Origin of the sequence: Kitasatospora sp. NPDC093679 (genome assembly GCF_040683455.1) — a bacterium.
GTDB lineage: Bacteria > Actinomycetota > Actinomycetes > Streptomycetales > Streptomycetaceae > Kitasatospora > Kitasatospora arboriphila.
This window is the reverse complement of the sequence record NZ_JBFBDW010000059.1, coordinates 27,706-51,351: the sequence shown is the minus strand read 5'-3', so window position 1 is coordinate 51,351 and position 23,646 is coordinate 27,706. Positions and strand designations below refer to the sequence as shown.

General features: G+C 75.5%; 25 protein-coding genes. 11 read left to right on the top strand and 14 right to left on the bottom strand.

Going from position 1 to position 23,646, the window contains the following annotated elements; translation table 11 throughout:
* Window positions 1-35 precede the first annotated feature (35 nt).
* Window positions 36-821, bottom strand: coding sequence for a TIGR03084 family metal-binding protein (locus tag AB0O09_RS32880; RefSeq protein WP_363548265.1), 786 nt, complete (start codon window positions 819-821; stop codon window positions 36-38).
* Window positions 822-917: 96 nt separating this feature from the next.
* On the opposite strand from AB0O09_RS32880, the gene AB0O09_RS32875 reads away from it, so the two are divergent.
* On the top strand, window positions 918-1,643 hold the full coding sequence (locus tag AB0O09_RS32875; RefSeq protein WP_363548264.1) for a LuxR C-terminal-related transcriptional regulator: 726 nt from the start codon (window positions 918-920) through the stop codon (window positions 1,641-1,643).
* Between the two features lie 21 nt (window positions 1,644-1,664).
* Here AB0O09_RS32875 and AB0O09_RS32870 read toward each other — a convergent pair whose 3' ends face one another.
* Window positions 1,665-3,197, bottom strand: a complete 1,533-nt coding sequence (locus AB0O09_RS32870; protein WP_363548262.1) for an AMP-binding protein — start codon at window positions 3,195-3,197, stop codon at window positions 1,665-1,667.
* Window positions 3,198-3,395: 198 nt separating this feature from the next.
* On the opposite strand from AB0O09_RS32870, the gene AB0O09_RS32865 reads away from it, so the two are divergent.
* The gene (locus AB0O09_RS32865; protein ID WP_363548261.1) at window positions 3,396-4,040 is read left to right on the top strand and encodes an NAD(P)H-binding protein; all 645 of its coding nucleotides are present in this window, start codon (window positions 3,396-3,398) and stop codon (window positions 4,038-4,040) included.
* A 25-nt stretch (window positions 4,041-4,065) separates the two neighbouring features.
* Here the strand turns inward: AB0O09_RS32865 and AB0O09_RS32860 are convergent, their stop codons facing one another.
* Window positions 4,066-4,848, bottom strand: a complete 783-nt coding sequence (locus AB0O09_RS32860) for a class III extradiol ring-cleavage dioxygenase (protein ID WP_363548259.1) — start codon at window positions 4,846-4,848, stop codon at window positions 4,066-4,068.
* 104 nt (window positions 4,849-4,952) lie between these two features.
* Here AB0O09_RS32860 and AB0O09_RS32855 point away from each other — a divergent pair, with 104 nt between their 5' ends.
* Complete coding sequence (locus AB0O09_RS32855; protein WP_344627468.1) at window positions 4,953-5,417, top strand: MarR family transcriptional regulator; 465 nt, start codon at window positions 4,953-4,955, stop codon at window positions 5,415-5,417.
* A gap of 391 nt (window positions 5,418-5,808) precedes the next feature.
* On the opposite strand, the gene AB0O09_RS32850 is transcribed toward AB0O09_RS32855, so the two are convergent.
* From AB0O09_RS32850 to AB0O09_RS32835, 4 genes are all read right to left on the bottom strand, one after another.
* The gene (locus AB0O09_RS32850) at window positions 5,809-6,231 is read right to left on the bottom strand and encodes a TOBE domain-containing protein (RefSeq protein ID WP_363548257.1); all 423 of its coding nucleotides are present in this window, start codon (window positions 6,229-6,231) and stop codon (window positions 5,809-5,811) included.
* Window positions 6,232-6,274: 43 nt separating this feature from the next.
* On the bottom strand, window positions 6,275-7,363 hold the full coding sequence (locus AB0O09_RS32845) for a sialidase family protein (protein ID WP_363548255.1): 1,089 nt from the start codon (window positions 7,361-7,363) through the stop codon (window positions 6,275-6,277).
* A gap of 97 nt (window positions 7,364-7,460) precedes the next feature.
* Window positions 7,461-8,867, bottom strand: coding sequence for an NAD(P)/FAD-dependent oxidoreductase (locus AB0O09_RS32840; protein ID WP_363548253.1), 1,407 nt, complete (start codon window positions 8,865-8,867; stop codon window positions 7,461-7,463).
* A 166-nt stretch (window positions 8,868-9,033) separates the two neighbouring features.
* Complete coding sequence (locus AB0O09_RS32835; RefSeq protein WP_363548252.1) at window positions 9,034-10,551, bottom strand: APC family permease; 1,518 nt, start codon at window positions 10,549-10,551, stop codon at window positions 9,034-9,036.
* Window positions 10,552-10,712: 161 nt separating this feature from the next.
* Between AB0O09_RS32835 and AB0O09_RS32830 the strand changes: the two genes are divergently transcribed.
* Entirely contained in the window at window positions 10,713-11,315 is a 603-nt protein-coding gene (locus AB0O09_RS32830) for a TetR/AcrR family transcriptional regulator C-terminal domain-containing protein (protein ID WP_363548250.1), read from the top strand.
* 84 nt (window positions 11,316-11,399) lie between these two features.
* Here AB0O09_RS32830 and trxA read toward each other — a convergent pair whose 3' ends face one another.
* Entirely contained in the window at window positions 11,400-11,795 is a 396-nt protein-coding gene (trxA, locus tag AB0O09_RS32825; protein WP_363548248.1) for a thioredoxin, read from the bottom strand.
* A gap of 177 nt (window positions 11,796-11,972) precedes the next feature.
* On the opposite strand from trxA, the gene AB0O09_RS32820 reads away from it, so the two are divergent.
* The 3 genes from AB0O09_RS32820 (at window position 11,973) to AB0O09_RS32810 (ending at window position 14,098) form a co-directional block, all read left to right on the top strand.
* The gene (locus AB0O09_RS32820; protein ID WP_363548246.1) at window positions 11,973-12,545 is read left to right on the top strand and encodes a hypothetical protein; all 573 of its coding nucleotides are present in this window, start codon (window positions 11,973-11,975) and stop codon (window positions 12,543-12,545) included.
* A 306-nt stretch (window positions 12,546-12,851) separates the two neighbouring features.
* Complete coding sequence (locus AB0O09_RS32815; RefSeq protein WP_363548244.1) at window positions 12,852-13,427, top strand: sigma-70 family RNA polymerase sigma factor; 576 nt, start codon at window positions 12,852-12,854, stop codon at window positions 13,425-13,427.
* Window positions 13,424-14,098 carry a zf-HC2 domain-containing protein gene (locus AB0O09_RS32810; RefSeq protein ID WP_363548242.1) on the top strand — a complete coding sequence of 225 codons (675 nt, stop codon included), beginning with the start codon at window positions 13,424-13,426 and terminating at the stop codon, window positions 14,096-14,098. The genes AB0O09_RS32815 and AB0O09_RS32810 overlap by 4 nt, the downstream gene beginning before the upstream one ends.
* A 92-nt stretch (window positions 14,099-14,190) precedes the next feature.
* Here AB0O09_RS32810 and AB0O09_RS32805 read toward each other — a convergent pair whose 3' ends face one another.
* Both AB0O09_RS32805 and AB0O09_RS32800 read right to left on the bottom strand, forming a co-directional pair.
* Window positions 14,191-15,822, bottom strand: a complete 1,632-nt coding sequence (locus AB0O09_RS32805; RefSeq protein WP_363548240.1) for an FAD-dependent monooxygenase — start codon at window positions 15,820-15,822, stop codon at window positions 14,191-14,193.
* Window positions 15,823-15,909: 87 nt separating this feature from the next.
* On the bottom strand, window positions 15,910-16,437 hold the full coding sequence (locus tag AB0O09_RS32800) for a DUF1990 domain-containing protein (protein WP_363548238.1): 528 nt from the start codon (window positions 16,435-16,437) through the stop codon (window positions 15,910-15,912).
* Between the two features lie 170 nt (window positions 16,438-16,607).
* Between AB0O09_RS32800 and AB0O09_RS32795 the strand changes: the two genes are divergently transcribed.
* Window positions 16,608-16,880 (top strand): DUF1876 domain-containing protein, encoded by a 273-nt coding sequence (locus AB0O09_RS32795; protein ID WP_363548236.1) that lies wholly within the window; start codon window positions 16,608-16,610, stop codon window positions 16,878-16,880.
* Between the two features lie 17 nt (window positions 16,881-16,897).
* On the opposite strand, the gene AB0O09_RS32790 is transcribed toward AB0O09_RS32795, so the two are convergent.
* Both AB0O09_RS32790 and AB0O09_RS32785 read right to left on the bottom strand, forming a co-directional pair.
* Complete coding sequence (locus AB0O09_RS32790) at window positions 16,898-18,163, bottom strand: MFS transporter (RefSeq protein WP_363548234.1); 1,266 nt, start codon at window positions 18,161-18,163, stop codon at window positions 16,898-16,900.
* Between the two features lie 94 nt (window positions 18,164-18,257).
* The gene (locus AB0O09_RS32785; protein WP_363548232.1) at window positions 18,258-19,469 is read right to left on the bottom strand and encodes an FAD-dependent oxidoreductase; all 1,212 of its coding nucleotides are present in this window, start codon (window positions 19,467-19,469) and stop codon (window positions 18,258-18,260) included.
* A 207-nt stretch (window positions 19,470-19,676) separates the two neighbouring features.
* Between AB0O09_RS32785 and AB0O09_RS32780 the strand changes: the two genes are divergently transcribed.
* Window positions 19,677-20,462, top strand: coding sequence for a VOC family protein (locus tag AB0O09_RS32780; protein ID WP_363548231.1), 786 nt, complete (start codon window positions 19,677-19,679; stop codon window positions 20,460-20,462).
* A gap of 23 nt (window positions 20,463-20,485) precedes the next feature.
* On the opposite strand, the gene AB0O09_RS32775 is transcribed toward AB0O09_RS32780, so the two are convergent.
* Entirely contained in the window at window positions 20,486-21,250 is a 765-nt protein-coding gene (locus AB0O09_RS32775; protein ID WP_363548229.1) for a DUF2470 domain-containing protein, read from the bottom strand.
* A gap of 109 nt (window positions 21,251-21,359) precedes the next feature.
* Window positions 21,360-21,974 carry a TetR/AcrR family transcriptional regulator gene (locus AB0O09_RS32770; RefSeq protein WP_344621772.1) on the bottom strand — a complete coding sequence of 205 codons (615 nt, stop codon included), beginning with the start codon at window positions 21,972-21,974 and terminating at the stop codon, window positions 21,360-21,362.
* A 126-nt stretch (window positions 21,975-22,100) separates the two neighbouring features.
* Between AB0O09_RS32770 and AB0O09_RS32765 the strand changes: the two genes are divergently transcribed.
* Both AB0O09_RS32765 and AB0O09_RS32760 read left to right on the top strand, forming a co-directional pair.
* A complete protein-coding gene (locus tag AB0O09_RS32765) occupies window positions 22,101-22,856 on the top strand; it encodes an SDR family oxidoreductase (protein ID WP_363548227.1) in 756 nt (251 codons plus the stop codon).
* Window positions 22,853-23,641, top strand: a complete 789-nt coding sequence (locus tag AB0O09_RS32760) for an SDR family oxidoreductase (protein WP_363548224.1) — start codon at window positions 22,853-22,855, stop codon at window positions 23,639-23,641. The genes AB0O09_RS32765 and AB0O09_RS32760 overlap by 4 nt, the downstream gene beginning before the upstream one ends.
* The last annotated feature ends 5 nt before the right edge of the window (window positions 23,642-23,646 follow it).

Here is a 23,646-nt window from a genome sequence, read left to right as displayed (position 1 = left end):
CGGCGGGCCTGCCGGCCGGCAGGCCCGCCGCGCGGTCAGCCCAGCGGTTCGCGGCCCTTGCCGGGCGGGCCGGCGAAGGCCTGCACGATCGGCAGCCAGGCCCGTGCCGTGTCCCCGACCGCGGTCAGTGCGAGGTCGTCGAGGTGCCGCCGCCGGGTGGCGAGCAGGCAGAAGTCCAGTGCGGGGCCGGTGATCCGGTCGGCCGCGTCCTCGGCACCCCACGTCCACGACTCGCCCGCCGGTCCGGTGAGTTCGACCCGTACCGGCACCTGTGGCACGGGCAGGCCGTGCACCGAGAACGCGAACCCCATGGTCCGCACCCCCAGGTGCGCGATGTGCCGCAGCCGGGCGGTCGGCGGCCGGACGGCGCCCAGCGCGTCGGCGACGTCCTGCCCGTGCGCCCAGGTCTCCATCAGCCGGGCGGTGGCCATCGACGGCGCCTTCATCGGCGGCCCGAACCACGGCAGCCGGGTCTGCGGCGCGACGGCCGCCAGCGCCGCCGCGAGCTCCGCCCGGCCGGCCCGCCAGCGGCCGAGCAGCACCTCCGGCGGTTCTCCGGCGCCCTCCGCCGCGCCGCGCTCCACCACGTCGAACCCCGCCTCGAAGGCCTGCCGCGCCTCGGCGGTGAACCGCTCCGGGTCGCTCGCCGCGAGCAGCGACCAGCGGTCCGTCCAGGCCAGGTGGGCCAGCTGGTGGGCGATCGTCCACCCCTCGGCGGGGGTGGCCTTCGCCAGTCCCGCGGCGTCCAGGTCGGCCACCAGGGCGTCCAGTCCGTCGCTCTCCGCCGCGAGGTCCGCGAGCAGCGCGGTGATGTCGGCCATCCGTCTCCCCTTCTCGTCCATGTCCCGTGGTGCGGGCAGGCCCATCCTGCTGCCGCACGTCTCCCCGAACCAGGGGGCCCGTGTGAGAATCGCCCGGTGAGGAGCGCAGCCCCCGAACCCCCGGACACCCGCGCCGCCGAGCTGGTCCGCTCCGCGGTGCTCGCGGACCTGGCCCGCCGGGTGGTCGCCGACTGCGGCGCGGACGTCGGCCTGGTCGGCGTGCCCGACGCCCGGGGCGCCCAGGACGCCGAGGACGCCATGGTGCTGCGCCACTGGGCCGGCACCCGGGCCGACCTGCTGCACAACCTCCGGGTGCCGGCCGGCACCGGCCTCGGCGGCCGGGCCCTCGCCGAACGCGCGCCCGCCTGGGTGCCCGACTACCGGGCCGCGACCACCATCTCCCACCACTACGACGCGGCGGTCGGCGCCGACGACCTGTACGCGATGCTCGGCGTGCCCCTCGTCCACGACGGTGCGGTGCACGGCGTGGTGTACGCGGCGCTGCGCACCGTGGTGCCGTTCGGCGACGTGCGGATCGGCGCGGTCGCCGAGCTGGCCCGGACGGCCACCAGGGCGCTGGCCGGCGCCGCGGCCTGGGGCGGCCGGGCGGCCGGCCGCTCCGCGGAGGCGGGGCTCACCCCGCGCGAGCACGAGGTGCTGCGGTGGGCGGCGACCGGCCGGACGAACCCGGAGATCGCCGCCCGCCTCGGCCTCAGCAGCCACACCGTGACGGGCTACCTGAAGAGCGCGATGCACAAGCTCGGCGCCCGCAACCGGGTCGAACTGGCCGTCGCCGCCCGCGAGTGGGGCATCCTCGCCTGACCCGGCGGTGTTGACGGCCGGTCAGTTGACGCCGCGCTCCCGGCCGGACCAGTACGGCTCGCGCAGCCGGAACTTCTGCAGCTTGCCGGTGGCGGTGCGGGCCAGCGCGGTGCGGAACTCCACCGAGGTGGGCGACTTGTAGCCGGCCAGCCGCTGCTTGCAGTGCGCGATCAGCTCGGCCTCGTCGGCCTCGGCACCCTCGCGGAGCACCACCAGCGCCTTGACGGTCTCGCCCCACTTCTCGTCGGGCACGCCGATCACCGCGACCTCCTCGACCGCCGGGTGCCCGTACAGGCAGTCCTCGACCTCGATCGAGGAGACGTTCTCGCCGCCCGTGATGATGACGTCCTTCTTGCGGTCGGAGATGGTGAGGTAGCCGTCGGTGAGGGTGCCGCCGTCCCCGGTGTGGAACCAGCCGTCCTGCAGCGCGGCCGCCGTCTCGTCGGGACGCTCCCAGTAGCCCTCCAGCACGGTGTTGGAGCGGACGAGGACCTCGCCCTGCCCGTCCACCCGCACGGTGGTGCCGAGCGCGGGCGCACCGGCCTGCACCAGCTTCTCGGCGCGTTCGGCGGGCGGCAGGGCGTCCCACTCGGCGCGGGTGCGGTTCACGGTGACCGCGGGCGAGGTCTCGGTCAGCCCGTAGAGCTGCATGAACTCCCAGCCCAGTTCGGCCTCGACGCGCTGCACCACGGAGGTCGGCGGGGGAGCGCCGGCCACCACCATCCGCACCCGGTCCCGGCCGGGCACAGGCCCGTCCCAGGTCTCGGCGGCGGCGAGCACGGCGGCGACCACCGCGGGCGCGCCGCACAGGAAGGTCACCCCGTGCTGCTCGATCCGGCGCAGGATCTCGGTGCCGTCGACCTTGCGCAGCACCACGTGCTTGCCGCCGACGCCGGTGATCACGTAGGGCAGGCCCCAGCCGTTGGCGTGGAACATCGGCAGGGTGTGCAGGTAGACGTCCCGGTCGCCGGCCCCGAAGTGCAGGCCCATCAGCGTGGCGTTCAGCCACAGGTTGCGGTGGGTGAGCCGGACCCCCTTGGGGCGCGCGGTCGTTCCGCTGGTGTAGTTGATCGTCGCGGTGTCCGACTCGGCGACGGGGTGCCGCACGGGCTCGCGGTCGAAGGCGTACAGCTCCCGGTCGCTCTCCGTGCCGAGGACGAAGCGGTGCTCGACCGGCACCCCGGCCAGCGCGTCCGCCACCTCCGGGTCCATCAGCAGCACCGAGGCGCCGCTCTGCTCGACGATGTAGGCGACCTCCTCGGCCTTCAGCCGGAAGTTCACCGGCACCAGCACCCGGCCGAAGCCGCTCACACCGAAGAAGGAGGTCATCAGGCGGGCGGAGTTCTGCGAGACGACGGCCACCCGCGCGCCGGGCCCGACCCCGAGCCGGTCGAGGCCGGCGGCCTGGGCGCGGGCCAGTTCGGCCGTCCTGCGGTAGGTCACCTCGCCCCAGGACCCGGCCGGCTGCACCGGCTCGTCGACGATCCCGATCCGGTCGCCGTACACCTGCTCGGCCCGGTCGAGGAAGTCCATCACGGAGAGTGGAGTCTGCATGGGGCCACTGTGCCCGCGGCCCCGGCGCCCGGACACCCCCGATCGGGGGTGTTACGCACAACGGCGTACCCCGTCGCCGGCCCGCCCCGGGCGGCCGCACCGCCGCGTGCGACGGCGCCGCGCGTTGCAGCGCCGCGGCGGACGGGCCCGGACCCATGCTGGGGGTGAGACGCGGCCGGACGGAGAGGCGGGCACACCATGGCGAGGATCGCGGTCTTCGGCGCCAACGGGTCGATCGGCCGGTGCATCGTCACCGAGGCGCTCGTCCGCGGGCACCGGGTCACCGCGGCCGTCCGCGACCCCGCCCGGTACCAGGGGCTCACCCCGGAGGTCACCCGCGGCGACGTGCTCGCCGCCGAGGACGTCACCCGGGTCGCCGAGGGCCAGGACGTCCTGGTCAGCGCGGTCGGCGGCGGGGACGGTCCGGGCACCCGGCGGCTGGTCGAACCGGCCGCCCGGGCCCTGGTCGCCGGTCTGCGTGCGCTCGGCTCGGCCGCCCCGCGGCTGATCGTCGTCGGCGGCGCCGGGAGCCTGGAGACCGCACCCGGCGTCCGGGTCTGGGACACCCCCGGTCTGACGGCCGACGTGCGGCAGATGATGCACGCGCACGGCGAGGCCCTCGCCTTCCTCCGCACCGTCGCCGACCTGCAGTGGACGGTGCTCAGCCCGGCCGCCGACCTCCGCCCGGGCGAACGCACCGGGCACTACCGCACCGACACCGACCGGCTGGTGATCGACGCCGAGGGCCGCAGCGCCGTCAGCATCCCCGACTTCGCGGTCGCCCTGGTGGACGAGATCGAACAGCCCCGGCACCTCGGCGAGCGCTTCACCTGCGCCCACTGAGGGGCCGTCGGGCCGGGCGCGGTGTTCAGCCGATCTGCACCGAGCGCTTGGCCAGGCCCATCCAGAAGCCGTCGATCACGCTGCGCTGGGTGCCGAGCTCGGCCTCGCCGGCGCCCAGGGTCACGAACAGCGGGGCGAAGTGCTCGGTGCGCGGGTGGGCGAAGCGGCCGGCCGGCGCCTTGCGCTCGAAGTCGAGCAGCGCGTCCACGTCCTTCGCCTCCAGGGCGCGGCGGCCCCAGTCGTCGAACTCGGCCATCACCGAGGAGACCCGGCCGTCGGTGCTGAGCGCCCGCAGGTTGTGGGTGAAGAAGCCGCTGCCCACGATCAGCACGCCCTCGTCGCGCAGCGGGGCGAGCCTGCGGCCGATCTCCATCAGCCGCTGCGGGTCGAGGGTGGGCAGCGACACCTGCAGCACCGGGACGTCCGCGTCCGGGAACATCTCCACCAGCGGCACGTACGCGCCGTGGTCGAGGCCGCGGTCCGGGATGTCCTGCACCGGCATGCCGGCGGTGCGCAGCAGCTTGCGCACGCTGTCCGCGAGGGCGGGCGCGCCGGGCGCCGCGTACTGCACCCGGTAGTAGTGCTCGGGGAAGCCCCAGAAGTCGTAGACCAGCGGGACGGGGGTGGTGGCGCCCAGCGCGAGCGGGGCCTCCTCCCAGTGCGCGGACACCATGAGGATCGCGGTGGGCCTGGGCAGGTCGGCGGACCACGCGGCGAGCTGACCGGGCCAGACCGGGTCGTCGGCGAGCGGCGGCGCGCCGTGCGAGAGGTAGAGGGTGGGCATGCGCCCGGGGGCTGCGGTGCTCATGGTGGTCGTCCTCCGTGGCCTGTCACCAGTGGTTCAAATTTTAACCACCTGGTGTCGACGGTACACCCTCATTCAAATTTGAACAACCACGGTACGATCGACCCATGGACGAACCCCGTTGGCTGAACGAGAACGAGATGGCCGCCTGGCGCGGTTTCGTCGCCGCCACCAACCTCGTCGCCCGTCACCTCGAACGCCAGCTCAAGGAGGACGCCGGCCTCTCCCACACCCAGTACGAGATCCTCGTCCAGCTCTCCGCCGCCCCCGACGGCTCGCTGCGGATGACCGACCTCGCCGACCGCCTCCTCACCTCCAAGAGCGGCCTCACCTACCAGGTCGGCCAACTCGAACGCAGCGGCCTGGTCTCCCGGCGCTCCTGCCCCAGCGACGTCCGCGGCGTCTTCGCCGAGATCACCGACCAGGGCTGGGAGGCACTGCGCGCCGCCGCCCCCGGCCACGTCGCCGCCGTCCGCGAGGCGCTCATCGACGTCCTCACCCCCGCCCAGCTCACCGGCCTCGCCGACAGCCTCGGCACCGTCGCCGCCCGGCTGCGCCCCCGCACCGACTGACGCGGCCCCGGCCGTCCTCAGCGGCGCCCCGCACCCGCGGCGGCCCGGGGGCGGGCGGCCGGGGCCCGCTCCGGCCCGGCCCCGGGCGCGCGGAGGAGGGCGGCGCGGAGGTCGACGAGGCCGGTCCGCAACTGGTCGTCCCGGCGGACGTCTGCGGCGCCCGCTACGTCAGCGGCATCACCGAAGTCCGGCTCGGCGAGCCGGTCCACTAGGGGTGGCGATGCCGGGGCGCAGGAATTGTCAACCCGCCAGGGGCGCGGGGAACTGCGCAATTCGGATGGGGCCCGCCGTGCGGAACAGGGTGAGCCCGAATCGCCAGGAGCACCACCCCGGACTGCGCAGTTCCCCGCGCCCCTGGTGGTGTACCCAATGACCGTGGGTTCGGGCCGGGTCAGGCGGCGTCGAGGGAGACCTCGGTCGACTTGATCAGGGCGATCACCGGGGTGCCGGCGGTCAGCCGCAGTTCGTCGGCGGCGTCCGCGGTGATCGCGGCGGTCAGCTCCACGCCCCCCTCGACCGCGATCCGCACGCTCGCCATGGCCGGGCCCGCCGTGACCCCGGAGACCGTGCCGGGCAGCCGGTTGCGGATGCTGAGTCCGCTGACCGGTCCGGTGGCCAGTGCCACCTCGGTTGCCTTCACCAGGACGTTCACCCGGCTGCCGGTCTCCAGGCCGAGTTCGCGGACGGCCTCGGCGGTGACGGCCGCGGTGAGTTCGCGGCCGCCGTAGACGTCGACCCGGACGGTGGCCATCACCGCGCCGGTGGTGATGCCGGCGACGGTGCCGGGGATGCGGTTGCGGATGCTCAGGCTCATGGGCGGGGCTTCCTCGGCGGTCGGGAGTCGTGGGCGGAGGGGGTCAGCCGAGGGCCGCGGCGCGGACGCAGAGCACGTCCGGCAGGTGCGAGGCGAGCAGCGACCAGCGGTCGCCCTCGTCCGCGCTGCCGTACACCTCGCCGTTGCGGTTGCCGAAGTACACCCCGGCGGGGTCGGCGTCGTCGGTGCACAGGGCGTCCCGCAGCACCACGCCGTAGTGGGGTTCGTCCGGGAGGCCGTCCGAGAGCGGGTGCCAGGTCCCGCCGGCGTCGCGGGTGCGGAAGACCCGGCAGCGGTTGTCCACGGGCAGCCGGGAGTAGTCGGCGTTGAGCGGGAAGAGGTAGGCGGTGCCGGCGGTGCGCGGGTGGGTGGCCAGGCCGAAGCCGAACACCGCGGGCAGGCCGCCCCCGATGTCCGTCCAGCTGCCGCCGTCGTCCTCGCTGCGGTAGACGCCGCCGTGGTTCTGCAGGTAGAGCCGGCCGGGTTCGCCGGCGTCCCGGGCGACCTTGTGCACGCACTGCCCGAACTCCGGGTAGTGGTCGGGCAGGAACTCGGCGCGGATGCCGGTGTTGGACGGGGACCAACTGGCCCCGCCGTCCTTCGTCCGGTAGACGCCGCCGGTGGAGACGGCGACGGTGACGGCCCGGGCGTCGCGCGGGTCGGTGAGCACGGTATGCATGCCCTGGCCGCCGAAGCCGGCGTTCCACTCGGTGCGCTGCGGGTGGTCCCAGAGCGCGCGGACGAGTTCGAAGGTCTCGCCGCGGTCGGTGGAGCGGAACAGCGCGGCGGGCTGCGTCCCGGCGTACACGACGTCGGGCGCCTCCTCGCCGGCCGGCTGCAACTGCCAGACCCGTTCCAGCGAGGTGCCGGTGTCCTCGGGGAAGCGCACGGCGGGCCGGGTCGGCTCCTGCCAGGTCGCGCCGAGGTCGTCGGACCACCAGACGGACGGGCCCCAGTGGCTGGAGTCGGCGCCCGCCAGCAGCCGCACCCGGCCGCCGCGGCGGTCGACGGCGACCGAGTAGACGGCGTTCATCGGGAAGTGGGGCCCGCTGAACTCCCACTTCTCGCGGTCGGAACTGCGGCCCAGGAAAAGGCCCTTCTGCGTTCCGACGGCCAACAGCACCTCGGTCATGCGCACCACCCGGTGAACGATCGCTGCCCCTGCGCCAGTCTCCTCCGGGCCCGGCACCGGCGCACGTCACCGCGCCGGTGCCGGGCACCCGTCCCGGCTACTCGCCGTCGCGCCAGGCCTCCAGCAGCCGCAGCCAGACCTCGCTCACCGTCGGATAGGAGGGCACCGCGTGCCAGAGCCGGGCGACCGGCACCTCGCCGACCACCGCGACCGTTGCTGCGTGCAGCAGTTCGGCGACGCCCGGCCCGACGAAGGTCGCGCCGACCAGCACCTCCCGGTCGAGGTCGACCACGATCCGGGCCCGACCGGTGTACCCGTCGGCGTACAGCTTGGCGCCGGCCACCGCACCGAGGTCGTGGTCGACGGCCCGGACCCGCAGCCCGGCCTCCTCGGCCGCGGCCAGGCTCAGCCCGACGGACGCGGCCTCCGGCTCGGTGAACACCACCTGCGGCGCCCCGGCGGTGTCGGCGGTCGCGCTGTGCGCACCCCAGCGGCCGCCGTCGATCCGCTCGCCGCGGGCCCGGGCCGCGATCGCCGCCCCGGCGATCCGCGCCTGGTACTTGCCCTGGTGGGTCAGCAGCGCCCGGTGGTTGAGGTCGCCCGCCGCGTACAGCCAGCCGCCGGGCACCCCGGTCACCGTGCAGCCGTCGTCCACCTCGGGCCATGAGCCGGGCGTCAGACCGACGCTCTCCAGGCCCAGTTCGGCGGTGTTCGGCCGACGGCCGGTGGCGAACAGCACCTCGTCCGCGACCACGGTGGAGCCGTCCGCGAGGTCGATCCGCACCTCGCCGTCCCGGTGCACCCCGGTGACCTCGGCCTGCCGGATTTTGACGCCCGCGGCGGACAGCCCGTCCGCGACCAGCTCCCCGGCGAACGGCTCCATCCGGCCGAGCAGCGGCCCGCGGGCCAGCAGCACGACCTCGCTGCCCAGGGACCGCCAGGCGGCGGCCATCTCGACCGCGACCACCCCGCCGCCGACCACCGCGAGCCGCGGCGGCACCTGCTGGGCCGAGGTCGCCTCCCGGCTGGTCCACGGCCGGGCCTCGGCGAGCCCCGGCAGGTCGGGCAGCGCGGGCAGGCTGCCGGTGCACAGCGCGACCGCGTGGCGGGCCGTCAGCACCCGTCCGCCGTCGACCTGCACCGTCCGCTCGCCGATCAGCCGGCCGTGGCCGCGGACGAGGTCGATGCCGACCCCGTCCAGCCAGGCCACCTGGTCCTCGTCCTTCCAGTGGTCGGCGAAGGAGTCCCGGCGGGCCAGCACCGCCGCGGCGTCCAGCCCCGCGCCGACCGACACCCCCGCGACCGCCCGGGCGTGCGCGGCCGCCGTGCCCGGGCGCAGCAGCGCCTTGCTGGGCATGCACGCGTAGTACGAGCACTCGCCGCCGACCAGGCCGCCCTCCACCACGACCGTCCGCAGCCCGGCCGCAGCCGTCCGGTCGGCCACGTTCTCGCCGGTGGAGCCTCCGCCGACCACCACCACGTCGTACTCGTCCGCCGTCGTCACCCGTACCCCTCGCTCTCACCCGCCGCCGTCGGTCCCGGCCCATCCTGCCCCCTGCCGGCCGCCCGGGCCCGGACCAACGCGACCGCGGAGCGCTCGCAGCGGCGGGCGGGGGCGCCAGGTGCACCCGAGCCTGCCCCCGCCCGCCGCTCCCACACCTCAGGGCGACTCAGCGCACGGCCGCTGCCGGCTCCGCGGGCTCCCGCATCAGCCGCTGCGGGCGGCGCACCAGCAGGTAGCCGAGCCCGGTGAGCGTCACCACGCCCGTCCCGAGCACGGCCGCCCACACCTGGTACCAGGGCGCTCCGGGCGGGGCGAGCAGGGCCCGCGGCCAGCAGATGTTGACCACCTCCAGGCCCGTCCACAGCACGGCGAGCGCGTTGAGCGCGGTGCCCCAGCGCCCGTACGAGACCTCGCCGGCCGGGCGCCAGGTGCCGCGCAGCCGGGCGACCAGCGCCACCGCCGTGAGCAGGAAGAACGGCAGGAAGGTCGCGGCGGTGCCGAAGGCGATCAGTGAGCCGATCGCCGTCGACTCCAGGCCGAGCGGCAGCGCCGCGCAGCTGACCAGGGTGGCCGCGACCAGGCCGCCGATCGGCGCCTGGTGCCGGTTGACCTTGCGAACCTGGGCCGAGAACGGGAAGACCCCGTCGCGGGCCAGCGAGTACAGCCCGCGGGCGGCGCCGCCCTGCGAGGCCATCAGGCAGGCGGTGAAGCTGACCAGCACCACCACGACGAACGGCTTGGCCGACCAGTCGCCGAAGCCGGCGGTGACCGCGGTGGTCACCGGGTCGAGGTCGGTCCCGGCGACGACGGCGGCCGGGTCGGGGTGGGCCAGCGGCACGGCGACGGCGTTGAGGATCACCACCAGTCCGACGCCGAGCAGCGACCACCGCATCGCCCGCGGCACCTGCCGGGCGGCGTCCTTGGTCTCCTCGGCGGTGGAGACGCAGGCGTCGAAGCCGATGAACGCCCAGCCGCCGACGGCGACCACCGCGAGGAAGGACATCGGCGTGCCGGTGCCGGTGGCCGCCGGTGCGCCCAGGGTGTCGGTGAGCAGTCCGAGCCCGTGCTCGCGGAAGAACAGCAGCAGGGCGAGGCCGACCAGCACCGAGGCGATCGCCTCCGCGGCGATGCCCAGCGCGACGAACCGCCGCAGCAGGTTGATCCCGTACGCGTTGACCAGGGTGCAGCAGAGCATGAAGCCGAGCGCGGTCAGCACCAGCTGCGGGGGCGTCGGGGTGGCGCCGAACAGCGCGAAGAACCAGGGCGCGGCGAGGTAGGCGACGGTGGTGTTGGCGAACATCACCGCGAACTGCCAGAGCCAGCCGGTCAGCCAGGCGAAGGTGGGCCCGGCCAGCCGGCGGCTCCACTGGTAGGCGCCGCCGGCGAGCGGCCACTGCGAGGCGAGCTCGGAGTACACGCAGACCACCAGCAGCTGGCCGAGCAGGCAGACCGGCAGGGCCCACACCCAGGCGCCGCCGGCCACGCCCATGCCCACCTGGGCGACCGCGTACAGGCCGACCACGGGGGAGACCACGGCGAAGCCCATCGAGATGTTGCCGAGCACGCCGAGGCTGCGCCGCAGCTCCTGCCGGTAGCCGAGCGCCGCCAGCCGGTCGGCGTCCGCCGGCCCGTCCGGCCGGTTCGTTCCGGTGGCTCTGCCGGCCCGTGGGGGAGTGGTCGTCATGCGTCCGCCTCGCCGTCTCGATCCAAAAACTAACTTAGTTAGTTATGGACCGTAGCCCCGACCCGGCGGTAACGGAAGCCCCCGACACCAGGCTGTAACGTGGCCGCTCGACCGGTACGCGCGAACAGGGGACGGAACACGTGGGGCGACCGACCAGGCCGATGCTCAGCAGGCAGGCGATCGCCGAGGCCGCCCTGGACGTCGTCGACACCGCCGGCCCCGACGGCCTCACCATGCGCGCCCTCGCCGACCGCCTCGGCGTGAAGGCCGCCTCGCTCTACAACCACGTCTCCGGCAAGGACGACCTGCTGGACGACCTCGCCGCCCTCGTCAACGCCGAGATCGACCTCGCCCCGCTCGGCGACCCCGACTGGCGCCGCGGCCTCGCCCGCTACGCCCACGGCTACCGGGCCGTCTTCCTGCGCCACCCCAACACCATCGCGCTGCTCGCCCGCCGCCGGGTCGAGGCCGACCGCCAGCTGCTCACCTACGACGCCCTGCTCGCCGCCCTCGGCCGGGCCGGCCTCGACCCGGCGGACGCCGCCGAGGCCGCCGCCGCCCTCGACTACCTGGTGCTCGGCTCCGCCCTGGAGACCTTCACCGCCGGCTTCACCCGCGGCGCCGCCGAGTACCGCCCCCGCCACCCCGCCCTCGCCGGCGCCCTCGAAGCCTCCGCCGCCCGCGGTCCCGGCCTCGACGACCGCGGCTTCGACCTCGCCCTGCGCCTGCTGCTGGACGGCCTCGCCGCCCGCACCGCCCGCTGAGCACCCGCCCCGGACGGACACGGCTGCGCCCCCGGACCGACGGTCCGGGGGCGCAGCCGTCGTCGTACGGGGAAGCGGCGGGGCTCAGGCCCGGGAGGCGGCCTCCGCCTCCGCGCGGGCCTTCGCGACCTTCGCGTGCACCTCGGCCATGTCCAGCCCGCGGGCCTGGCCGATCAGGTCCTCCAGCGCCGGCTCGGGCAGCGCGCCCGGCTGCGCGAACACCAGCACGCCCTCGCGGATGATCGCCAGCGTGGGGATCGACTGCACGTCGAACGCCGCCGCGAGCTCCTGCTGCGCCTCGGTGTCGACCTTGGCGAAGACGAGGTCCGGGTGACGCTCGGAGGCCTTCTCGAAGACCGGACCGAACATCCGGCACGGACCGCACCAGGCCGCCCAGAAGTCGATCAGCACGAAGTCCTTGCCCTCCGCGCCGGGAACGATCTCGTCGAAGTTCGCCGTGGTCAGCTCGACCGTGCTCATGGTGTCCTACCTGCCCTTCGGGAGTGGTCCGGTGGCGTCAACCCCGCCCGGCCCCGAGGTATTCCAAAAAAAGTTTCGCGACCCGTTGAGTCGATCCGGCGCCGCGCCCGTACTCCTCGGTGTGGGCGCGGGGAGAGCGCCCGACGAAACCTGACTCACACCGTGGGGGAAACAGCCATGCCCGACTTCCGCCGTACCGCCCTGCTCGCCGCCTCGGCCGCCGCCGCGATCGCCCTGGTCACCGCCTGCGACCCGAGCGGCACCACCGACACCGCGGGCGGCACCACCGCCCCCGCCGCGAGCGCGCCCGCCAACCCGTCGGAGCCGTCCTCGTCCGCCCCGTCGGCGCCCGCGGGCGGCGGCACCGGGCTGCAGACCGCGAACTCCTCGACACTCGGCACCATCGTCACCGACGGCAGCGGCTACACGCTGTACCGCTTCGACAAGGACACCGCCAAGCCGCCGGTGTCCAACTGCAACGGCGACTGCGCCAAGCTCTGGCCGCCCGTGATGGCGAGCGACAACCCGCAGCTCAAGGGCATCGACGCCAAGCTGGTCTCCACCGTCACCCGCGCCGACGGGAGCAAGCAGGTCACCCTGAACGGCTGGCCGCTCTACCGCTACACGCCGGACACCAAGCCCGGCGACACCAAGGGCCAGGGCGTCAAGGGCACCTGGTGGGCCGTCACCCCGACCGGCGGCAAGGCGGCGGCCGCCGCCTCGCCCGCCACCGGCGGCTACGGCTACTGAACCGCCCGGAGCCGTCGAGGGGTCGCCGACACCGGCTCCCGTCGGCGGCCCCGCCCGGCGGCACCGCCGCGCCGACCGGGGGCGGCGCGGCCCGCAGGTCGGGTGCGGCGCGGGCGCCCGCGCCGCACCCACCACCCATATCGACAGGATCCGGCCCCGACTTGAGGCCCCGGACACCGCGGCGGACACCCCGCCCCGGGCCCGACTGTCCCGAACCCGTCCCGGCCAGGTCGCGACCCCGTCCCAGCACCCGTCCGACCCCGGCAACGTCTCGACCTGGAGGTGCACGTGCGCAAGGATGGCGCCGTGACCGAGCATCCGTACCGACGGAGGGCGGACGCGGGAGGTCCGCCCTCCGGCGGCCCGGCCCCGGCGCCCGACGAAGAGCTGATGCGTGCCCTCTACCGGGACCACGCCGGCCCGTTGTTCGGCTTCGTGCTGCGCCTTGTCGGCGGCGACCGGCAGCGCGCCGAGGACGTGGTGCAGGAGACGCTGGTCCGCGCCTGGCGCAACATCCACCGTCTCGACGAGGCCGCCACCGGGTCGCTGCGCCCCTGGCTGGTCACCGTCGCGCGGCGGATCGTGATCGACGGCCACCGCAGCAGCATGGCCCGGCCGCGCGAGGTCGACCCCGCGCCGCTGGAGCTGCTGCCCGCCGAGGACGAACTCGAGAAGGCACTGCGGCTGATGACCATCTCCGATGCGCTCGACGACCTGACCGAAGCGCACCGCGAGGTCATCGTCGAGACGTACCTCAAGGGGCGTACCGTCAACGAGGCCGCCGCGGAGCTCGGCATCCCCGCGGGTACGGTCAGGTCGCGCATCTTCTACGGGCTGCGTGCCCTGAAGATCGCGCTGGAGGAGCGAGGAGTGACATCGTGACGTCGCACCACGGGCAGCACGTCGACGTCGGCGCGTACATCCTCGGCGTCCTGGACCCGGAGGACCTCGAAGCCTTCGAGCAGCACCTGGCCGGCTGCGCGGTCTGCGCCGCCGAGATCGACGAACTCTCCGGGGTGGCACCGCTGCTCGCCGAACTCGCGGAGGCCGGTCCGGTCGCCGCGCCGCCCTCGCCGCAACTGCTCGACCGGCTGGTCGGCGAGGTCTCCGCGACCCGGAGGCGCAACCGCGTGCGCCGACTGGCGCTGGTCGCCGCCGCGGCGGTGCTGGTGGTCGGCGGCCCGCTGGCCACCCTGGCCGCGACCAGCGGTGAGACCCACACGCCGCCCGCCGCGACCGCGCAGTTCGCCGCCACCGACCCGGGTACGGGCGTCTTTGCCCAGGTCGGCGTCGAGCCGAAGAAGTGGGGCAGCAGCATCAGCCTGTCGCTCTCGCACGTCAGCGGGCCGCAGGTCTGCGACCTGGTCGCGGTCTCCCGCACCGGCGAGCGCCAGACCGTCACCACCTGGTCGGTGCCGCCGACCGGCTACGGCACCGACGCGCTGCAGACCACCGGCGGAGCCGCACTCGCCCCCGGCGACATCGACCACTTCGAGGTCCGCACCCTCGACGGCAACCACCTGCTGGTCTCCGTCCCGGCGAAGACCGCCTGAACCACCCGTCCCCCGCCCCGGCCGGCACCGCGCCCACCCGGCCGAGGCGGGTCCCTGCGTGCCCGCCGCCGCTCAGGGCCCGGTGGTCGTGCTCAGTCGCCGCTGAAGGTGCGGCGCAGCAGGGCCGCGATCCCCGCCGGGTCGGCCGGGTGGACGCGCCCGGCGAGGTAGCCGTCGGGACGGACGAGCACGGCCTCCGGGCTGCGGGCCCCGTACGCGGCACGGAACTCGTCCAGCCCGTCACGGACGGCCGGGACCCCGGGCGTGTCCGCCGTGGAGCCGGGCGCGAGCACGGCGTAGACGTCCAGCTCGCCGCGGGCCGCCTCGCGGCCCGCCTCCGCGCAGGCGCCCGGCAGGTCGGCCGGCGCGTCCGGGCCGAGGTAGAGCAACAGGGTGTGGTGCGGGCTGCGCAGCAGGTCGAACAGCCGCTGCGGGAAGGTCGCGAGGGGCTGGACGAGACCGCGGCAGTCCGGCGCCCGCTCGCCCGGCCGGACGGGGAGCACCGCGGCGCCGTCGGCCGCGGCGGCCGGGTCGATCAGCGGGCTGTCCGGGTAGCCCACCAGCAACTGGGCCTCGCGGCGCAGCAGCGTCGCCATGCCGTCGCCGCCGGGCCCGATGCCCGTGCGGGCGTGTCGGACGGTCCGCCCCACGACCTCCTCGCCGACCGGGCGGCGTTCGGCGCCGTAACTGTCGAGCAGGGCGTCCCCGGCGGCGCCGCGCAGCACCAGGGCGAGCTTCCAGGCGAGGTTGTAGGCGTCCTGGATGCCGGTGTTCATGCCCTGGGCGCCGGTCGGCGGATGGATGTGGGCGGCGTCCCCGGCGATGAAGACCCGGCCCTGCCGGTAGCGGTCGGCCAGCCGGTGGCTGATCCGGAAGACGGAGGACCAGCGCAGGGCTGAGACGGTCGCCGGCTGCGGCGAGAGCCGGTCGACGACGGCCTGCAGGTGCTCGACGCCGGGCAGACCGCCGGCGTCCAGGCCGTGCGCGATCCCGTCCCGGCCGGCGGCGTCGCTGACGAGCTCCGGCGCGGCGACCGTGGACATCCGGTAGCGGTTGTGGCCCGGCAGCGGGATCGCCACCAGCACGTCGTCGGGGGCGCCGTCCGGCCGGTGGCGCACCACCCGCACCCCGTACCCGGCGGGCATGTCCCAGTCGATCTCGACGTCGCCGAGCATGTACGACTCGGTGAAGGCGCCGCCGCCGAAGTCCAGGCCGAGGCCCTTGCGCACCGCGCTGTGCGCACCGTCGCAGCCGACCAGGTACCGGCAGCGGACGCGCTCGGCGCCGCCGCCCGGCGTCCGCAGCACGGCCTCCACGCCGTCCGGGTCCTGCTCGAAGGAGAGCAGTTCGCAGCCGCGCTCCACCCGGGTGCCGAACGTCTCCAGGTGCCCGGCGAGCAGTTCCTCGGTGGCGTACTGCGGCAGCGCCGCGAAGGCGTACGGCACGTCGGTGGGCAGGGCCAGTTCGATCCGCGGCTTCTCCTCGCCGTCGACCCAGCTCAGCTGGCCGTGCATCGGGACGGCCGCGGCGAGCACCTGCCGGGCCAGGCCCATGGTGTCCCAGACCTCCATGGTGCGGGGCTGCACGCCGACGGCCTTCGCGTAGCGCTGCGGCGAGGCCAGCCGGTCGACGATCCGGCACTCGGCGCCGTGCCGCCGCAGCTCCGCCGCGGCGGTGAGCCCGACCGGCCCGGCCCCGACCACCAGCACGTCCGTGTCCACCATGACCGGCTCCCATCCGCCGCGGGCGTCTCCTCGACTACCAGCGTGCGCACCCGGGACGGACCCCTGCCACTCGCGTGGGGCGGCGCCTCAGACGGTGGCGGTCGTGGCCCCGCGGGCGGTGAGGCGGCGCAGGGTGCGGGCGCAGTGGCGGGCGTAGAGCCGCTGGAAGACCGGCACGAGGGGCCCGGCGAGGCGGGTGAGGCGGGTGGCGGGGCGGCTGAAGGCGGTGACGGTGAACCAGACGGTGCCGTCGGCGGCGAGTTCGACGACGAAGGACTCCTCGCCGCACTCGGGGTGGCCGGCCAGGGTGCCGTAGGCGAAGCCGGTGCGGCGGGGCTCGTCGACGGCCAGGACGACCTCGCAGCGACCGGTGATCCGGGCCCGGCCCGGGCCGACCCCGCAGGTGACCCGGGTGCCGGGGACGGCCCGCGGCCCGTCCGCGCCGACCAGGACGCCGGCCGTGCGGTGCATCCGCCAGGTGGTGACGGCCAGGCCGGCGGCGGCGAAGTCCGCGGGCCCGCGGCCGACCGCCGTGCGGTGGCGCAGGTGGTGGTAGCCGGCCGGCAGCGGTCCCGGGCCGGCGGTGGCGCCGACCTCCGGGTAGCTGAGGGTCATCGGGCCTCCGTGGGAGGGGAGCGGTCCGGATGCGTCACCGCCGACCCTACGGGTGGAAGTGAACGCGTTCGAATCCGGGGGCCGCGGGCCCGGACGGTACCGCCCGGCCCGAGTTGGCGGGGCTCCGGGGCGCGGCGCACGCTGGAGGGGAAACCCCGGAGGTGGCCGCCATGATGCACACACTCGTCGGATGGCACATCGAGTTGGAGTTCCAGGAGGAGGGCGACCGGACGAAGGCCGTCGCGATGGTCCGCCTGTCGGACGGCACCGAGGTCCGCTCGCACGGCTTCAGCACCCGCCACCACGCCGACAGCCCGCAGCCCAGGGTGGGCGAGGAGGTCGCCGGCGCGCGCGCCCTCAACGACCTCGCCATGCAACTGCTGACCAAGGCGCACGGCGAACTCAAGGAGAGCGCCAAGGCCCCCGACCACCCGCTGATGTAGCCCGTCCGCGAAGGGCGCTACCCCGCGGAGCCGGCCACCGGCTCTGCGGGCAGCGGCGTGCCCGCGGCCGGCGCCACCGCCGGCCGGGAGCGTTCGGCGAGCCGCACCGCCGGCCCGACGGCCGCACCGGCCAGCGCGAACATCCCGCCCAGCACCAGCCAGCCCCCGGCCCCGCCGCCCAGCACCAGCGAGGTGAGCAGCACCGGGCCGACCATGCGGGCCACCGCCACGCCCGTGCCGAAGAAGCCCTGGTACTGGCCCTGGCGGTCGGCCGGCGCCAGGCCGAAGCCGATCTCCCACGAGCCGGCCGCGAGCATCATCTCGCCGGCCACCTGCAGCGCCGCCGCGACCAGCAGCACCGCCGCGGCCGCCCACGCCGGTCCGGCCGAGGACGAGACCGCGAAGGCCGCGCAGCAGGCCAGCAGCAGCACCCCGGCCCACCGGACGTAGCGGGCCGCCGCCGCGAGCGAGTCCACCCCGCGGGCCACCCGCACCTGGCAGAGCACCACCGTCAGCGTGTTCAGCACCAGCAGCGCGGCGGTCAGCCAGTCCGGTGCGGCCGTCCGCCCGACGATCCACAGCGGCACGATCAGCGACAGCAGCGGCATGTAGAGCAGCATCACCGTGTTGAGCAGCGCCAGCAGCGCGTACGGCCGGTCCCGCAGCACCGCCAGCCGCGGCTCGCCCGCCACCGCCGGCGACGGCGCGACCCCGGGCAGCCGGGAGAGCAGCACCGCCGCGGCGAGGAAGCTCAGCGCGTCCACCCCCAGCACCGCCCGGTACGCGAGCGGGGTGTCCAGGTGCAGCGCGGCGCCGCCCATCGCCGCCCCGACCGCCAGGCCCGCGTTGACCGTGGACTGCAGGTGGGCCCGGACCTCGGTGCGCCGGGCCGGCTCCACCAGGCCGGCGAGCAGCGCCTGCCGGGCCGCCCCCAGACCGCTCTGCGCACAGCCGTACAGCACGGCGGCCGCCAGGAACACCGGGAAGGATCCGGCCAGCAGGAACACCCCCACCGCGGCCGAGGTGGCCACCGCCAGCAGCGCGGCCACCCCGCGCGGGCCGCGCCGGTCGGCGAGGTGGCCGAGCGGCACGCCGGCCAGGGCGCCGGCCGCCCAGCCGAGGGTGAGGCCGAGGCCGATCTGCCCGGCGGACAGCCCGACCACCCGGGTGAAGTACAGCGCCGAGGTGACCAGGAAGGCGCCGTCGCCGAGCGCGTTGGTCAGCTGGGCGCCGGCCAGCCCGCGGGCCGGGCCCGGCGGCGGCAGCAGTCCTCGGTGCGGCATGGCGGTCCCTCCCGGCGACGGTGTCCGAGCCGACCCTAGGTCATGCCACCGACAATCGGGGCCGGTCGCGGCCCGCCGGGCCGGGGGCCGCCGGTCAGCCGGCGAGGCCGGCCAGCGGCACGGCCGGGTCGGCGAGCCGCTCCTCGTCCACCGTCCGCCCGGAGCGCACCAGTTCGCGGATCGGGTCGGTCACGTCCCAGACGTTGACGTTCATGCCGGCGAGCACCCGGCCGCCGGACGTCCAGAAGGCGATGAACTCCCGCCCCGGCACGTCCCCGCGGAACACCACCCGGTCGTAGCCGCCGGGCTCCACGTAGCCGGTGTACTCCATGCCCAGGTCGTACTGGTCGGTGAAGAAGTACGGCACCCGGTCGTACACCGCGTCCCGGCCGAGCATCGACTTCGCCGCGGTGGCGGGCTGGTTGAGGGCGTTCGCCCAGTGCTCGACCCGGATCGGCCGGCCGAACAGCGGGTGGAAGGCGTTGGCCACGTCGCCGGCCGCGAAGACGTCCGGGTGCGAGGTGCGCAGGTGCTCGTCGGTGCGGACCCCGTTGTCCACCTCCAGCCCGGCGGCCTCGGCCAGCTGCGCGTTGGGCTTGATGCCGACGCCGACGACCACCGTGTCGGCGGGCACCAGCGAGCCGTCGCCCAGCCGCACCCCGCCGTCCTCGACCGCGGCGACCTGCACGCCGAACCGCAGGTCGACGCCCTTCGCCCGGTGCAGGTCCGCGAAGACCTGCGCGACCTCGCGGCCGAGGACCCGCAGCAGCGGCAGCTCGGCGACCTCCAGCACCGTCACCTCGGCGCCCGCCAGCCGGGCCGCCGCCGCGGTCTCCAGGCCGATCCATCCCGCGCCGACCACGACGATCCGCGCCCCCGGCACCAGCCGGGCCCGGATCCGCTCGCTGTCGCCGACCCGGCGCAGCGTCAGCACGTCGGGCCGGTCGCCGCCGGGCACCGGCAGCCGGCGCGGCGCGGCGCCGGTGGTCAGCAGCAGCTTGGCGAAGCCCAGCCGTTCGCCGTCCGCCAGGGTCACCGTGTGCCCGTCCGGGTCGATCGCGGTGACCGCGGTGCCCAGCCGCAGCGCGACGTCGTTCCCGCGGTACCAGTCGGCGGAGTGCACCTCGAACTCGGCCCGCGGCGTCTTCCCCTGGAGGTAGCCCTTGGAGAGCGGCGGCCGCTCGTACGGCAGGTCGGGCTCCTCGCCGATCAGCTCGACCGGCCCCCGGTACCCCTCGGCGCGCAGGGCCTCGACGGCCTTCGCCCCGGCGAGGCTCGCCCCGACGACGACGTACGGCTGCTCCATGATCGCTCCCTCGTTCGACTGCTCCGCCCGCCGTCCGGGCCCGCCACCAGGGAGCATGCCCGGCCGCGGCCGCCGCAGTACCGGCGACACCCCGGGCGGGACCGGACGGGACGACGGGCAGCCACCGACAGCCGCGCGCTGATCCGACGCGAGCGACCGGTCAGCCCCTAGGCTGAGGAGGGCCACGAACCGGAAGGAGAAGCCCGCATGGGTGAGCAGAGGGCCAGGGTGCGGTGCGTACCGGCGGTGCCGTGCTGGGTCAGCCTGATGGCCCGGGACCTCGGCGTCGCCAAGGCCTTCTACGGCCCGCTGCTCGGGTGGACCTTCGAACCCGGACCGGACCGCTGGGGCGAGTACCTGTGGGCCGTCGTCGACGGGGTCGAGGTGGCCGGGCTCGGCGTGATGGCCGGTGACTGGCAGCCCCCGGTGGCCTGGACGACGTACTTCGGCATCGAGAGCGCGGACCGCGCGGCCGAGGGCGTCCGCGAGCGCGGCGGGACCCTCGCGGTCGGACCGCTCGCCTTCGACGCCGGCCGGGTGGCGCTGGCCGCAGACCCGCTGGGCGCCGTCTTCGGCATCTGGGAGGGCGAGCCCGGCGTCGAGACCTGGATGAAGGAGCCGGGCGCCCCGGTCTGGATCGAACTGCGCTCCCCGGACCCGTTCGCCGCGGCGCTCTTCTACGGCGAGGTGTTCCGCTGGGACTCCCGGGACAGGGAGCACTTCGAGGTCCGCTACGAGCACGAGCGGGTGGTGCTCCGCTCGGAGGGCCGCAACGTGGCCGCGCTGCGGGCGGCCCGCGGCCAGGCGCCGCACTGGGAGGTGTTCTTCTCGGTGGCGGACACCGACGCGGCCGTCCTGCGCGCGGTCGAGCTGGGCGGCAGCGTCGCCGAGCCCGCGGTGGACACCCCGTACGGCCGGACGGCGCGCCTCCAGGACACCGAGGGCGGCATCTTCTCGGTCATCGGCCCGGGCCACGCCCTCGGCGACGGCTGACGGCCCCTTCGGTCACCGGCCGGTCAGCGGTCCGCGGTGGCGTGGGCGAACAGTCGGCGCATCGCCTCCGGGAGGTCCTCGGCGGAGCGGACGGGGCGGCCGAACTCGAAACGGGCGTCCAGCACCCGGCCGTCCTCGCCGACCAGCCGCAGCCGCAGGCCGAAGCGGTCGAGCGCGACCGGCCGGACGGCGCGGACGCCGTCGGCATTCGGCGCGGAGCGCCGGGCGGCGGCCCGCAGTCCGAGGGACCGCACCCGGTCGGCGTGCGAGGAGTCGAGGTGCTGCAGCAGCCGGGCCTCCTCGGCGGCGAGCGGGTCGGCGGAGGCGGCGGCGAACGCGGCCGGCTCGACGCAGCAGACCGAGCCCCACAGGTCCTCGACCGCGAGGTGCTCTGGCTCCAGGCAGAGCAGCACGTGGCCGGTGGCGCGGCGGCGCGGGAAGAGCGCGGTGACCCGGGCGGGGGTGGCCCGGGACATCACGGTCAGCCGGCCCTGCACCGCGGCCCGGCCGCGGATGCGGTGCGGCAGCGCGACGGGGGCCACGTCGACGGCGTCGAGCTCCGCGGTGACCGGGCCGTCGCGGCGGGCCAGGACCGCGATCCGGTGCACCGGCGAGCCGTCCTCGACCAGCACCGCCACCGCGCCGTCCGGCAGGACGGCGCAGTCCACCAGCGGCGGCGGCCCGGGCCGCTCGACCAGGTCGATCCCGGGTACGTCCAGCACCACCGAGGAGGCGAACTCCAGCAGCGTACGGATTCGTTCGGCGGCACTCGGCACGGCGTCGGACATCGCCCCTCCTCATCAGGTTAGGTAAGCCTAGCCTAATTTCCGGTGGGCGCCAGTGGCACGTGCGGACGTGTCCGGCGGGTCGGGGCCGGCCGGCGGGCCGTCGCCGCGGTCAGGCGGCCGCCGATCCGAGCATCCGCAGCACCAGGACGCCGTAGCGGCGGCCGAGCTCCTCGGGGCTCTCGGTGGAGCGGTCGGTGTACCAGCGGGCGACGTCGATGCCGAGCGAGGTCACGGCCCGGGCCGCCGTCCGCGAGTCCGGCACCTCGAACTCGCCCCGGGCGACGCCCTTCTCGATGATCCGGCGGACGGTGTCCTCGATCCGGATCCGCAGCTCGGCGACCTCGGCGAAGGCGTCCTCGGGCAGTGCGTGCAGCTCGTTGTTGACGATCCGGCCCACCGTGTGGCCGCGGGCGTGCCAGGCGGTGAACTCCTCCACGAGGCGCCGCATCTGCTCCACCGGCTCGCCGCTCGCCGCCTCTGCCCCCTCCACCAGGTCGAGGGTGGCCCGGTGGCCGGTGCGGCTGATCTCGGAGAGCAGCGCCGCCTTGGACGGATAGTGGATGTAGAGCGCAGCGGGGCTCATTCCGGCGCCGGTGGCGATGTCCCGGGTCGTCGTGGCGTGGTAGCCGCGGCGGGCGAAGGACTCGACGGCCGCGAGCAGCAGGCGCCGGGCGGCCTCGGTGCGCTCCCCGGGCCACAGGTCGGCGGTCGCTTGGTCGGTCATGGCGTCAATCCTCGCAGACGGATCAAGGCCGGAGGCGCCCGGCTGTTGACAGTGTGGCCCGTCGCCAACATGCTAAGCAAGCGCTTAGTCAGCGCCCTGTCGAGACGTACGGCGAAAGGTTCGGCGATGACACCCTCCTTCAAGGGCCAGGTGGCCCTGGTCACCGGCGCCAGTCGGGGCATCGGCCTCGGCATCGCCCGCGAACTGGTCCAGCGCGGCGCCAAGGTCTGCATCACCGCCCGCAACCCCGAGCCGCTCGCCGAGGCCGTCCGCGACCTCGGCGGCCCCGACCACGCCCTCGCCGTGGCCGGCAAGTCGGACGACGCGGCCCACCAGGAGGAGGCCGTCGCCCGCACCCTGGAGACCTTCGGCCGGCTCGACATGCTGGTCAACAACACCGGCATCAACCCCTCCTACGGCCCGGTGCTCGACACCGACCCCGCGGTCGCCGCCAAGATCCTCGCGGTCAACGTCCTCGCCCCGCTGGCCTGGACCCGCCGCGCCCACGCCGCCTGGATGGGCGAGCACGGCGGCTCGGTCGTCAACGTGGCCTCCATCGCGGGCATCCGCGCCTCCGCCAACATCGGCATGTACGGCGTCAGCAAGGCCGCCCTGATCCGCCTCACCATGGAGCTCGCCGCCGACCTCGGCCCCGACATCCGGGTCAACGCGGTCGCACCCGCCGTGGTGAAGACCAAGTTCGCCGAGGCGCTGTTCGAGGGCCGCGAGGAGAAGGTGATCCGCGCCTACCCGCTCGGCCGCCTCGGCCTGCCCGAGGACATCGCCGGCGCGGTCGCCTTCCTGCTCTCCCAGGACGCCGCCTGGATCACCGGCCAGACCCTCGTCGTCGACGGCGGCGTCACCCTGGGCGGCGGGCTGTGACCGGCCTCGCCGGGCAGGGCGTCGTCGTCACCGGCGCCGGCCGCGGCATCGGCGAGGCGCTCGCGGCCGCCTTCGCCGCCGCAGGCGCCCGCGTCGTCGTCAACGACCTCGACACCGCGGCCGCCGAGGCCGTCGCCGCCCGGATCGGCGGCATCCCCGCCCCCGGCGACGCCGCCTCGCCCGAAGGCGTCGCCGCACTGATCTCCACCGCCCGCGACGCCCTCGGCCGGATCGACGTCTACTGCGCCAACGCCGGCATCGCCCCCGTCGGCGGTGCCGACGCCGGACCGGAGGTCTGGGCCCGCGCCTGGGACGTCAACGTCATGTCCCACGTCCGCGCCGCCGAACAACTCCTCCCCGACTGGCTGGAGCGCGGCGAGGGCCGCTTCCTCGCCACCGTCTCCGCGGCCGGCCTGCTCACCATGCTCGGTTCCGCCCCGTACGCCGTCTCCAAGCACGGCGCCCTCGCCTTCGCCGAATGGCTCGCCGCCACCTACCGGCACCGCGGCCTCAAGGTCCACGCGCTCTGCCCGCAGGGCGTCCGCACCGCGATGCTGGAGGGCACCGGCGCCGCCGGCCAGGTCCTGCTCACCCCGAACGCCATCGAGCCCGACGAGGTCGCCGCCGCCACCCTCGCCGCGATCACCGAGGAGCGGTTCCTGATCCTGCCGCACCCCGAGGTCGCCGACTACTACGCCGCCCGCGCCACCACCCCCGACCGCTGGATCGGCGGCATGAACCACCTCCAGCAGGCCATCGAGACCAAGGAGGGCAGCCCCGCATGACCGGC

What these genes read in the sequence shown, in the direction of transcription:
- AB0O09_RS32800 (WP_363548238.1), bottom strand. Translation starts at nt 16,437, where the DNA reads ATGACCCTCAGCTACCCGGAGGTCGGCGCCACCGCCGGCCCGGGACCG.
- AB0O09_RS32830 (WP_363548250.1), top strand. Translation starts at nt 10,713, where the DNA reads ATGCTCAGCAGGCAGGCGATCGCCGAGGCCGCCCTGGACGTCGTCGAC.
- AB0O09_RS32790 (WP_363548234.1), bottom strand. Translation starts at nt 18,163, where the DNA reads ATGCCGCACCGAGGACTGCTGCCGCCGCCGGGCCCGGCCCGCGGGCTG.
- AB0O09_RS32765 (WP_363548227.1), top strand. Translation starts at nt 22,101, where the DNA reads ATGACACCCTCCTTCAAGGGCCAGGTGGCCCTGGTCACCGGCGCCAGT.
- AB0O09_RS32850 (WP_363548257.1), bottom strand. Translation starts at nt 6,231, where the DNA reads ATGAGCCTGAGCATCCGCAACCGCATCCCCGGCACCGTCGCCGGCATC.
- AB0O09_RS32870 (WP_363548262.1), bottom strand. Translation starts at nt 3,197, where the DNA reads ATGCAGACTCCACTCTCCGTGATGGACTTCCTCGACCGGGCCGAGCAG.
- AB0O09_RS32805 (WP_363548240.1), bottom strand. Translation starts at nt 15,822, where the DNA reads ATGGTGGACACGGACGTGCTGGTGGTCGGGGCCGGGCCGGTCGGGCTC.
- AB0O09_RS32880 (WP_363548265.1), bottom strand. Translation starts at nt 821, where the DNA reads ATGGCCGACATCACCGCGCTGCTCGCGGACCTCGCGGCGGAGAGCGAC.
- AB0O09_RS32835 (WP_363548252.1), bottom strand. Translation starts at nt 10,551, where the DNA reads ATGACGACCACTCCCCCACGGGCCGGCAGAGCCACCGGAACGAACCGG.
- AB0O09_RS32865 (WP_363548261.1), top strand. Translation starts at nt 3,396, where the DNA reads ATGGCGAGGATCGCGGTCTTCGGCGCCAACGGGTCGATCGGCCGGTGC.
- trxA (WP_363548248.1), bottom strand. Translation starts at nt 11,795, where the DNA reads ATGAGCACGGTCGAGCTGACCACGGCGAACTTCGACGAGATCGTTCCC.
- AB0O09_RS32780 (WP_363548231.1), top strand. Translation starts at nt 19,677, where the DNA reads ATGGGTGAGCAGAGGGCCAGGGTGCGGTGCGTACCGGCGGTGCCGTGC.
- AB0O09_RS32860 (WP_363548259.1), bottom strand. Translation starts at nt 4,848, where the DNA reads ATGAGCACCGCAGCCCCCGGGCGCATGCCCACCCTCTACCTCTCGCAC.
- AB0O09_RS32795 (WP_363548236.1), top strand. Translation starts at nt 16,608, where the DNA reads ATGATGCACACACTCGTCGGATGGCACATCGAGTTGGAGTTCCAGGAG.
- AB0O09_RS32775 (WP_363548229.1), bottom strand. Translation starts at nt 21,250, where the DNA reads ATGTCCGACGCCGTGCCGAGTGCCGCCGAACGAATCCGTACGCTGCTG.
- AB0O09_RS32785 (WP_363548232.1), bottom strand. Translation starts at nt 19,469, where the DNA reads ATGGAGCAGCCGTACGTCGTCGTCGGGGCGAGCCTCGCCGGGGCGAAG.
- AB0O09_RS32770 (WP_344621772.1), bottom strand. Translation starts at nt 21,974, where the DNA reads ATGACCGACCAAGCGACCGCCGACCTGTGGCCCGGGGAGCGCACCGAG.
- AB0O09_RS32820 (WP_363548246.1), top strand. Translation starts at nt 11,973, where the DNA reads ATGCCCGACTTCCGCCGTACCGCCCTGCTCGCCGCCTCGGCCGCCGCC.
- AB0O09_RS32845 (WP_363548255.1), bottom strand. Translation starts at nt 7,363, where the DNA reads ATGACCGAGGTGCTGTTGGCCGTCGGAACGCAGAAGGGCCTTTTCCTG.
- AB0O09_RS32855 (WP_344627468.1), top strand. Translation starts at nt 4,953, where the DNA reads ATGGACGAACCCCGTTGGCTGAACGAGAACGAGATGGCCGCCTGGCGC.